This is a genomic window from Streptomyces sp. URMC 123 (assembly GCF_051386515.1).
Lineage (GTDB): Bacteria > Actinomycetota > Actinomycetes > Streptomycetales > Streptomycetaceae > Streptomyces.
In genome coordinates this window covers 1-9,739 of sequence record NZ_JBPQTV010000244.1, presented here as the reverse complement: position 1 = coordinate 9,739, position 9,739 = coordinate 1, and the positions used below count along the sequence as shown (strand labels likewise).

Sequence of the window (9,739 nt, the reverse complement as noted above, 5' to 3'; positions counted from 1 at the left end):
CCGCCGGCCCGCCCGCCGACCGGTCCGCCGACCCGTCCGCCGGCCTGCCCGGGGCTCGCACGTCCGCCGGCCCGCTCCGGGCCGAAGACCCACAACCCGGTGGTGCTCCGGTCGAACGGCCGCTGCTGCCGCTCTGCCTCGTCGTCATGGTCGTCTTCGTCGGCGACGCGACCGTGGCGAACTGGAGCGCGAAGTACCTCGGGGACGTCCTGGGGAGCTCCGAGCAGCTCGCGACCGTCCCGTACAGCGCCTATACGGTCGCCGCGCTGCTCGGCCGGGCGGTCGGCGACCCGGCCGTGCGGCGGTTCGGGCCGGTCGCCGTGGTGCGGGCCGGGGTGCTGCTGGCGGTGGTCGGGTTCGCGGTGGTGGCGAGCGCGCCCGGGCCCTGGGCGGGGCTGCTCGGCTTCACCCTGCTGGGCCCCGCGCTGGGCGTGATCGTGCCGCAGGCGTTCGCGGCGGCGGCGCGGCTGCGGCCCGCCGCGTCCGAGACCGCGGTGGCGCGGCTCAACGTCTTCAACTACGCCGGCTTCCTCGTGGGTTCGCCGCTGGTGGGCGCTGTGGGCGAGGCGTGGAGCCACCGCGGGGCGATGCTCGTGCCGACGGTGCTGCTGCTCGCCACGCTGCCCCGAATCCGCTCGTTCGGAGGTGTCCCCGCCCGATACGGTGACGTGCATGAGCGGCCGCGCGCGACTGATGTGGGACGAGGCAGTGACCGGCTATGACTTCGGGCCCGGCCATCCGATGGACCCGGTGCGGCTGGCGCTGACGATGCGCCTGGTGGAGGCGTACGGGCTGGACCGCGGCGGTGATCTCGAGGTGGTGGCCGCCAAGGCGGCGGGGGACTCGACGCTGCGGCTCGTGCACCGGCAGGACTACATCGACGCGGTGCGCCGGGCGTCGGCCGATCCCGCGGCGGCGGACGGCTCGTACGGGCTGGGCACCGTCGACGACCCCGCCTTCCCGGAGATGCACCGGGTGTCCGCCCTGATCGCCGGGCAGTCGGTGGGCGCGGCGGAGGCGGTGTGGCGGGGCGAGGTGTCGCACGCCGTGAACTTCGCCGGCGGGCTGCACCACGCGATGCCCGGGGCGGCCTCCGGCTTCTGTGTCTACAACGACGCGGCACTGGCCGTCGCCCGGCTGCTGGAGCTCGGCGCGGAGCGGGTCGCGTACGTGGATGTGGACGTGCACCACGGGGACGGGGTGCAGGCCGCGTTCTGGGACGACCCGCGCGTCCTGACGATCTCGCTGCACGAGCACCCCTCGACGCTCTTTCCGCAGACCGGCCTGCCCGAGGAGACGGGGGGCGAGGCCGCCGAGGGCAGCGCGGTGAACGTGGCGCTGCCGGCCGGGACGGGGGACGAGGGCTGGCTGCGGGCCTTCCACTCGGTGGTGCCGGAGCTGCTGGCCGCGTTCCGGCCCCAGGTGCTGGTCACCCAGCACGGCGCGGACACCCACGCGGAGGACCCGCTGGCCCATCTGGCGCTGAGCCTGGACGCCCAGCGCATCGCCGCGGAGTCCTGTCACGCGTTGGCCCACCGCTGGTCGGACGGCCGGTGGATCGCGCTGGGCGGCGGTGGGTACGCGGTCGTGGACGTGGTGCCCAGGGCGTGGACGCACCTGGTGGCGATCGCGGCCGGGCGGCCGATCGAGCCGGAGACGGCGGTGCCGGAGGAGTGGCGGGCCGAGGTGTACCGGCGGACGCGGCAGGGGGCGCCGCTGCGGATGACGGACGGCCGGCGGCCGCGGTGGCGGGACGTCGGAGGCGGGGGGTACGACCCCGCGGACGCGGTCGACCGGGGGATCGTCGCCACGCGGAGGGCGGTGTTCCCCGCCCACGGACTGCTGCCCTGACCGTCGGACATGCGCCACGCCGAGCTGCCGCGAGCTCCTGCGGGCTCCCGCGAGTGGAGCCGGCGGGGGCTTCGGGCGGCGGTGGCCGGCCGCGTTAGGCCGAGTGGGCGGTATCCGCCGGTAATTCCGCGCAGGGGTCGGGCGCGATGCGTGAGCATGCGGGCGTGACGGCTCTGCGCACCCACCTCCTGGCGACCCGGCTCGCCGGCTCCGTGGCCACCCCGCGCGAAACGAGCCTGCTCAGCTACCGGTTGTTCGCCGCGGGCGACCCCCGGATGCTGCTCGGTCTGGACCCCGAAGGGGCCTGGGGCCCGGGGGACTTGCTTCGCTTGATGTCCGATCGGTGCGGGGTTTCGGCCGACCCGTCCCATGTTTCCGGTGCGGATACGATCGATCCCGACCGAACGCTGCACGCTTTGGCGGCGTTCGCCGACCGCCTCGGAGCGGCCGCGGCGGCCCGCGAGCCCGTGCTGTTCGGCACCGGTCACCCCCACCGTCTCCTGGGCTTCTACGCCGCGTTGGCCGCTGCCCTGTCGGCGGCGGGCTGTCCCGTTCTCACCCCGGGTCAGTGGCGATGTGTCGACATAACGACCCGATTCGGGCTACGCACCCACCTCCTCGACTACGTACGGGGGGTGGCGTTCGTGCGGCACCCCGGGGGGCGCGATCGGGGCGCCGACCGGGGCGTGCACACGCATTCGCCGCTCCCGGTTCGTATCGCCCTGGCCGCCGCGGCCCAGGCCGGCGGACCCCTTCCGGAGCTGGTCGTCGGGGACCACGGATGGGTCTGCGGAGCAGGTCAGCTGGGCATTGACGCGATGGGGCTGGGAGACACCGACGACCCGGCCCTGTTCGTCGCCGAGGCCGAGGGGCGGGTGTCCGTCGCCGTTCCGCTTGATGACGCTGTGCGGTCTGATTACTACCGACCGCTTACTCGCTATGTACTCAATCGAGCGTGTCTGTCACAGTAGGCGCCCGGTCGCTACTCCTCTTCCCCACTCGCATCACCCGCCCCTAATCTGGGGAGGAGCGCACAGCGATGAGGAGTCACCGGAGGGGAAGCCGGTGCCCGTCATGTGCGGAAGGTTCAGGTGGGTCATGGCTGCTGGTGAGAGGCAACCTCTGAATGAGGTTCAGTTCCTGACCGTGGCGGAAGTCGCCTCGGTGATGCGCGTGTCCAAGATGACCGTGTACCGGCTGGTGCACAGCGGTCATCTGCCTGCGATCAGGGTGGGGAGGTCCTTCCGCGTGCCGGAGCAAGCGGTCCACGAGTATCTCCGCGAGTCCTACGTGGGGGTGGAGACCGCCTGACGGCGACCCTCGGATTACGTCCTTCACTCGCCGCCGGGTAGGCTGGGCCGACGTAGGTAGTGTGGGCTCGGACGCCCCGCACCGAGTGATGAGAAGTGAGCGAGGGTAGTCGTGGGCTCTGTTATCAAGAAGCGGCGTAAGCGGATGGCCAAGAAGAAGCACCGCAAGCTGCTCAAGCGTACGCGCGTCCAGCGTCGCAACAAGAAGTAAGCGGCATCTTGGTCCCCCTGTCGCGAGGCAGGGGGAGTGTCACGCCGCCCTCCCGCCACCCGGCGGGAGGGCGGCGTCGTCATATGCGCTCGGTCAGATCGCCGAGGCTGGAAATGTCGGGTAGGTCTCAGGCGGTCATCACAGTGCGACATCCACCCGATACGGTGACGACTGCGGATAGCGCGACGCTCCGAGGGTGGGAAGGAAGGCGCTGATCTTGGGCAAGGTCGTGCTCGTCACCGGTGTCGCCCGGCAGCTCGGCGGCCGTCTGGTCCGCCGCATCCAGCGGGAGCCCGACGTCGACCGGGTGATCGCGGTGGACGCCCTGCCGCCCGAGCACCATCTCGGCGGCGCGGAATTCGTCAGGGCCGACATTCGCCGGCCGACCATCGGCAAGGTGCTGGCCGAACACCAGGTGGACACGGTCATCCATATGGACGTCACCGGCACGCCCCTGGGCAAGCGCGGCAGCCGGGCATCGGTCAAGGAGACCAATGTCATCGGCACCATGCAGCTGCTCGGCGCCTGCCAGAAGGCCCCCGCCGTCAAACGGCTGGTGGTCAAGTCCAGCACCAGCGTCTACGGCTCCGCCCCCCGCGACCCCGCCCTCTTCACCGAGACGACCCCGCCCAAGTCGCTGCCCAGCGGTGGCTTCGCCAAGGACGCCGTCGAGGTGGAGGGCTATGTCCGGGGCTTCGCCCGGCGGCGGCCCGATGTGGCCGTGTGCGTGCTGCGCTTCGCCAACATCCTCGGGCCCTGTGCCGACTCCCCGCTCGCCGAGTACTTCTCGCTGCCCGTGCTGCCGACCGTCCTCGGCTACGACCCGCGCCTGCAGTTCGTGCACGAGGACGATGTGATCGACGTCCTGCTGATCGCGGCCGCCGAGCCCCGGCGGGGGACGCTGAACAGCGGCACCTTCAATATCGCGGGGGACGGCGTGCTGCTGCTCTCCCAGACCGCCCGGCGGCTCGGCCGCCCCACTGTGCCCGTCCTGCTGCCCGCCGTCACCTGGGTCGGCTCCGCGCTGCGCGCCACCGGCATCACCGACTTCTCGCCCGAGCAGATCCGGCTGCTCACCCACGGCAGGGTGGTGCGGACCACACAGATGCGCGAGACGCTCGGCTTCCACCCCAAGTACACGACGGCGCAGACCTTCGAGGACTTCGCGCGCAGCCGTGGCCCCGGGCTGCTGCCCCCCGATGTCCTGGCCCGTACCGTCGACCGGCTGGCCGCGCTGTTGCCCGTGGCCGCCCGCGAGAGTGAGGAGCGACAACCGCATGGCCGACGCCAAGGTCATTCCGTTCGGTGACGAACCGCGGTCGCGGCGCGGCAGGCCCAAGGCGAAGGGGGCGCGCCCGGCCCGCCGGACGACCCCGCTCGCGCCCGTACCCGAACAGCAGGACGCCCCGGGGCCCGAGCGGCAGGACGCCGCCGCGCCCGGGCACCGGCCGGCGGCCGGGGCGCCGGAGCCGGCCCGGCCGGCCGGGCCGGCTCCGAACCCCACCGACGAGAGCGAGGAGCCGGCGGCCGTGGCGGCGGAGGACGGCGGCTGGGAGCGGCGGCTCGCCCACGGGCTGTCCTTCCTGCGCCGGCGCATCACCGGGGACTACGAGGTCGACGAGTTCGGCTACGACCAGGACCTCACCGACAAGGTCCTGATGTCGCTGCTGCGGCCGGTGTACGAGAAGTACTTCCGGGTCGAGGTGAAGGGTGTCGAGAACATCCCGGCCGAGGGCGGGGCGCTCGTGGTCTGCAACCACTCGGGGACCCTTCCGCTGGACGGGCTGATGCTCCAGGTCGCCGTGCACGACCACCATCCGGCCGGGCGCCATCTGCGGCTGCTCGCCGCAGACCTGGTCTTCGTCCTGCCGGTCGTCAGCGAACTGGCCCGCAAGGCGGGGCACACGCTCGCCTGTGCCGAGGACGCGGAGCGGCTGCTGGAGCGCGGCGAGGTGGTCGGGGTGATGCCGGAGGGCTTCAAGGGCATCGGCAAGCCGTTCTCCGAGCGCTACAAGCTCCAGCGGTTCGGGCGCGGCGGCTTCGTGTCGACGGCGCTGCGGGCCGGGGTGCCGATCGTGCCGTGTTCGATCGTCGGGGCGGAGGAGATCTACCCGATGCTCGGCAACGCGCGGACGCTGGCGCGGCTGCTGGGCTTCCCGTACTTCCCGCTGACCCCCACCTTCCCCTGGCTCGGGCCGCTGGGCGCGGTGCCGCTGCCGACGAAGTGGACCATTCAGTTCGGTGAGCCGATCCCGACCGACGGCTATCCGCCGGAGGCGGCGGACGACCCGATGCTGATGTTCAACCTCACGGACCAGGTGCGGGAGACGATTCAGCACACGCTCTACAAGCTGCTGGTGCAGCGCCGGTCGGTCTTCTTCTGAGGCCGCATAAAGGACCGCGGCGGAGGTGATCTTCCGATCACCTCCGCCGACAGTGCCGTTCGGTCGTGGCCGACCCGTCAGGACGGGGAGTCGTCCCGGGGGAGGCCCAGCTCCGGCAGGATGCCGGGGAGCAGCGGCGGCAGCGTCACCTCGGGCTGGCCGGACTTGCCGTCCTGGCCACCCCCGCCGGACGCGGGGCCGTGGCTGCGGTTGCCGCCGAGCGGGGGATCGATGAGATCCCTGGCGCCGCCGATCAGCCCCTGCTCCTCGCGCTGCCGCTGGGACATGGACGGCTGCGGCTTGCTGCTGCCGCTCTCCGTCCGGCCCTTGGCGGGGCTGGAGGACGCCGGCGCGGGGCGGGAGGAGGCCCGCTCCGGGCTGCTCGGCCGGGACTGCTGGGTGTCGCGCCGACCCCGCTCGTCGCCGCCCTGGAGGGGCAGCCTGGACTTCAGCGGGCGGACCTCTTCGTCTATGGCGGCGAAGGCGGAACTCACCTCGTGGATCACGTCCGTGAGCTGAACGGGCAGCCGGTCCCGCAGCTCGCCCCAGCTCCCCCGGTGGGAACGGGCGAAGGCCTCCAGCTTCTGGAGCGGCCCGAGCGAGCCGTCGCGCTGATGGGCCGCGCGCAGCAGCCGATGGCCCTCCTCGACGTCGTGCCGCATCCCGGAGAGCGCCTTGCGGACCTCGCGCACCGACTCGTGGTCCAGCCCTCCGGAGCGGCCGCGCTCCATCAGCCTGCGGGCCTCCTGCATGCGGGTGGACGCCTGGTCGAGATAGAGCTCGCCGCGATCGGTGTCCCCGTCGGCCATCCCGAGCTTGAGGTCCTCCATGCCGCGCTTCAGCCCGTAGAGCGAATCGCCCGGCAGGGCGTCGGAACTGGCCGCCGCCACACCGCTGAAGGCGCCCGCGGCGACCCCGACCGTGAGTCCGCCCGCCGCGAGCCCCTTGGACCAGCGGGACCGGGGGCGCAGCTTCCGCAGCCGGTGGGCGCCCCGCTGGCGCGTGCGCTGCTCGGGCAGCCGGGGGCCGCCCGGGGTGCCCTCGGCGAGCATCGCCTCCATGGCGGCGACCAACTGGGCCCGCTGCACCGTGCGGACCTCGGGGTCCAGGGTCGGCTTGGGCAGCTGGGCGAGCTCGTCCGCCAGGGCCAGCAGCGGGCCGTGCCCGGCCCGGTCCGCGGTGTCCTCGCAGTGCTCAGCCGTCCGGTCCCGGGGGCTGCCGGGAACCTCGTCCTCCAGGGCCTGGGCGAAGGCGTTCGCCCGCCGGTGCGCCGATACGGTCCGAATCACGGGCGGCACCTCCTCTCGTCATCACCTACGACTCCCGAGCACATAACGAAGGTTGCACGCTCTGGCCAGGACCACTCGATCGAGTGAGCGGAAGTGGACAGGGTGCGACAGAAGGGAGTCTGCAACCCGCACAACGATCGGCGCGCCGGTCGGGTTACGCATGGAGGGTGGGCGGACCACGTGGTCATCGAGAGGTCACCGTAGGTGTCGGAACGCGCGCTCGGCGGTCGAGCGGGAGGCGGGGTGGGAGCGGGCGGGCGACGGGCGCGCGGGTCAGCGGGCGTCGTCGGGGAGCAGCCGGGCGAGGGTGCGCACGGCGCGGTACTGGAGGGTCTTGATGGCGCCCTCGTTCTTGCCCATGACCCGGGCGGTCTCGGCGACGGAGAGGCCCTGGAGGAAGCGGAGGGTGACGCACTCCTGCTGCTGCGGGTTGAGCTTGCGCACCGCCTCCAACAGGGCGGCGTTGGACAGGGATTCGAGGACCGAGTCCTCGGGGCTGCGCTCGACCTCATTGGCGTCGAGCATTTCGCCCGTGGTCACTTCGAGGCGGAAGCGGCTCGACTTGAAATGGTCGGCGACCAGATTGCGCGCGATGGTGACCAGCCAGGCGCCGAAGTCGCGGCCCTGCCAGGTGAAGGTGCCGATCCTGCGGAGCGCCCGCAGAAAGGTCTCGCTGGTCAGGTCCTCGGCCGTGGCCTTTCCGCCCACGCGGTAGTAGATGTAGCGGTACACGGTGTCGGCGTATTGGTCGTACAGGCGGCCGAAGGCCTCGGCCTCGCCGGCCTGGGCGCGCTCGACCAGCTCCATCATCCGGTGGCTGTCGCTGTCGGCGCCGGGGCGGCGGGCGGTGGTGGCGCCGGCGTTGGCGCGGGCGCGCCTGCCGACCGCCGCGGCGGACTCGGCCAGGGCGTAGGCGGGGCCGACGGGACCGTCGGCGGGGACGGGTGCGGCGAAGGCGGGGACGGCGTACGCGGTGGGGACGATGCCGCGCAAATGGTCGAGGACCGTAGCGCGAAGCGTAGCCAGGCCCGAGGTGTCAACCCCGACGTGTGGGTACACGGGACTCCCATAGGCAGAGCTTCCATCACGTGCAGTGCGGGACCGTTCACCCGTCGTAGGGACGTGTGGGTACCGGTTTGCGTCTGAGGAGAATAACGCTTCGTGCAGGCAGTACTACGCCGAGTTGCTCAAATCGCCGGTTTGGAGCGCTTGGTTATGGGTTCATGACCGACTGAATATCGAACAGCGGATAGATATCGATCGGATTTCCGCTTTTCCTGCTCGGATGCGGGTCATGTTGTGGCGCTGCGACGGCGTTGGGACTGGCGGGAGCCCAGTGGGGGTAAGAAGCGCGAATGCGCGCTCAGCGCCCGCGTGTTCGGGATCGCGGGCCGTGGGCCGTGGCGAAGGGCGACCGGTGCTCGGTCGCCGGGGGCAGAGGGAGGCAGCCGGCGGCCGGTTCGCCGGCGGCGGGGGAGGCGGCCGGTGATCAGCGCCGGCGGCGGTGGAGGGCGACCGCCGCGGCCGCCCCGCCCGCCAGGGCGCCGAGCCCCGCGGCCGCCGGGATGCCGACCTTCGCGGCCTTGCGCCCGGTGCGGTAGTCCCGCAGCCGCCAGCCCCGCTCGCGCGCGTGCTTGCGCAGCCGGGCGTCCGGGTTGATGGCGTACGGGTGCCCCACGATCGACAGCATGGGGATGTCGTTGGCCGAGTCGCTGTAGGCGGCGCAGCGCGACAGGTCCAGGCCCTCGGCCGCCGCCAGCGCCCGTACGGCCTCGGCCTTCGAGGGGCCGTGCAGCGGCTCGCCGACCAGCCGGCCGGTGTAGACGCCGTGCACGGACTCGGCGACCGTGCCGAGGGCGCCGGTCAGCCCGAGCCTGCGGGCGATGATCCGCGCGGTCTCCACGGGGGCGGCGGTGACCAGCCAGACCTTCTGGCCGGCGTCGAGATGCGCCTGGGCCAGGGCGCGGGTGCCGGGCCAGATCCGCTCCGCCATGTACTCGTCGTAGATCTCCTCGCCCATCTCCATGAGCTCGCTGACGCGGTGCCCCTTGACGATGGACAGGGCGCTGTCGCGGGCGTCCTGGATATGGGCCGGGTCCTCGACGCCGGCGAGCCGGAACCACGCCTGCTGCCAGGCGAACCGGGCGAGCTCCCGTTTGCGGAAGAACTTGCGCTTGTAGAGGCCGCGCCCGAGATGGAAGATCGCGGCGCCCTGCATCACGGTGTTGTCGAGATCGAAGAAGGCGGCGGCCCGGACATCGCCGGCGACGGGAAATTCCGCTTCCGCTTCTTTTCCGGGTGCCTTCCCGGGTTCCTTCCCGCGCTCCTCCCCGGGCGTCCGCCCGGGAGCGGCCTTCTCGGCGACCGCTCCGCCCGCCCGCCCGGCGGGTTCCGCGGCCTCGACGGAGGCCTTGCGCGCTGCCTCGGCGGCCGCCTCGCCTGCCAGCACACTGCGTGCCGTGGCGAAGCGCCTTCGGGGGGTGAGCCATCCCAGTACGGCCATGACGCGAGCATAGCCAGTTTGTTCGGTCGACCCCGAGTCCGGAGGATGCGGGCGCGTGAACTCCTCGCAACAGTGCCGTAACCCCGGCACGCCCTCTTGACGTGCGCGCACGCGGTTCCCGGGGGGTGCGGCGGCCCGTCCGGACGTCGTTCTCCCGCGATCTCCGCGCTCGTCGCGGTCGCGGCGGTCCC

At 72.5% G+C, this 9,739-nt stretch carries 10 protein-coding genes; 7 read left to right on the top strand and 3 right to left on the bottom strand.

The window, feature by feature from the left end; all coding sequences use genetic code 11:
- The 7 genes from ACSNOD_RS23375 to ACSNOD_RS23345 all read left to right on the top strand — a co-directional run.
- The coding region (locus ACSNOD_RS23375; protein WP_436768991.1) for an MFS transporter at positions 1-722 on the top strand (722 nt) is incomplete at its 5' end.
- Complete coding sequence (locus ACSNOD_RS23370) at positions 673-1,851, top strand: acetoin utilization protein AcuC (protein ID WP_436768990.1); 1,179 nt, start codon at positions 673-675, stop codon at positions 1,849-1,851. The genes ACSNOD_RS23375 and ACSNOD_RS23370, both read left to right, overlap by 50 nt.
- A 146-nt stretch (positions 1,852-1,997) precedes the next feature.
- Complete coding sequence (locus tag ACSNOD_RS23365) at positions 1,998-2,822, top strand: phosphatase (RefSeq protein ID WP_436768989.1); 825 nt, start codon at positions 1,998-2,000, stop codon at positions 2,820-2,822.
- Positions 2,823-2,949: 127 nt separating this feature from the next.
- Positions 2,950-3,162 (top strand): helix-turn-helix domain-containing protein, encoded by a 213-nt coding sequence (locus ACSNOD_RS23360; RefSeq protein WP_436768988.1) that lies wholly within the window; start codon positions 2,950-2,952, stop codon positions 3,160-3,162.
- A 111-nt stretch (positions 3,163-3,273) separates the two neighbouring features.
- Positions 3,274-3,372, top strand: a complete 99-nt coding sequence (locus ACSNOD_RS23355; RefSeq protein WP_003948845.1) for a 30S ribosomal protein bS22 — start codon at positions 3,274-3,276, stop codon at positions 3,370-3,372.
- Positions 3,373-3,589: 217 nt separating this feature from the next.
- Entirely contained in the window at positions 3,590-4,681 is a 1,092-nt protein-coding gene (locus ACSNOD_RS23350) for an NAD-dependent epimerase/dehydratase family protein (protein WP_436768987.1), read from the top strand.
- A complete protein-coding gene (locus ACSNOD_RS23345; protein ID WP_436768986.1) occupies positions 4,650-5,756 on the top strand; it encodes a 1-acyl-sn-glycerol-3-phosphate acyltransferase in 1,107 nt (368 codons plus the stop codon). The genes ACSNOD_RS23350 and ACSNOD_RS23345 overlap by 32 nt, the downstream gene beginning before the upstream one ends.
- Before the next feature lie 77 nt (positions 5,757-5,833).
- Here the strand turns inward: ACSNOD_RS23345 and ACSNOD_RS23340 are convergent, their stop codons facing one another.
- The 3 genes from ACSNOD_RS23340 to ACSNOD_RS23330 all read right to left on the bottom strand — a co-directional run bounded on the left by ACSNOD_RS23340 (position 5,834) and on the right by ACSNOD_RS23330 (position 9,548).
- A complete protein-coding gene (locus tag ACSNOD_RS23340) occupies positions 5,834-7,045 on the bottom strand; it encodes a DUF5667 domain-containing protein (protein WP_436768985.1) in 1,212 nt (403 codons plus the stop codon).
- Between the two features lie 273 nt (positions 7,046-7,318).
- Positions 7,319-8,104 carry an ECF subfamily RNA polymerase sigma factor, BldN family gene (locus ACSNOD_RS23335; RefSeq protein WP_436768984.1) on the bottom strand — a complete coding sequence of 262 codons (786 nt, stop codon included), beginning with the start codon at positions 8,102-8,104 and terminating at the stop codon, positions 7,319-7,321.
- A gap of 430 nt (positions 8,105-8,534) precedes the next feature.
- The gene (locus tag ACSNOD_RS23330; RefSeq protein WP_436768983.1) at positions 8,535-9,548 is read right to left on the bottom strand and encodes an HAD family hydrolase; all 1,014 of its coding nucleotides are present in this window, start codon (positions 9,546-9,548) and stop codon (positions 8,535-8,537) included.
- Positions 9,549-9,739 lie beyond the last annotated feature (191 nt).

Coding starts and splice junctions, on each gene's coding strand:
- ACSNOD_RS23370 (WP_436768990.1), top strand. CDS start 673: ATGAGCGGCCGCGCGCGACTGATGTGGGACGAGGCAGTGACCGGCTAT.
- ACSNOD_RS23365 (WP_436768989.1), top strand. CDS start 1,998: ATGCGTGAGCATGCGGGCGTGACGGCTCTGCGCACCCACCTCCTGGCG.
- ACSNOD_RS23360 (WP_436768988.1), top strand. CDS start 2,950: ATGGCTGCTGGTGAGAGGCAACCTCTGAATGAGGTTCAGTTCCTGACC.
- ACSNOD_RS23345 (WP_436768986.1), top strand. CDS start 4,650: ATGGCCGACGCCAAGGTCATTCCGTTCGGTGACGAACCGCGGTCGCGG.
- ACSNOD_RS23330 (WP_436768983.1), bottom strand. CDS start 9,548: ATGGCCGTACTGGGATGGCTCACCCCCCGAAGGCGCTTCGCCACGGCA.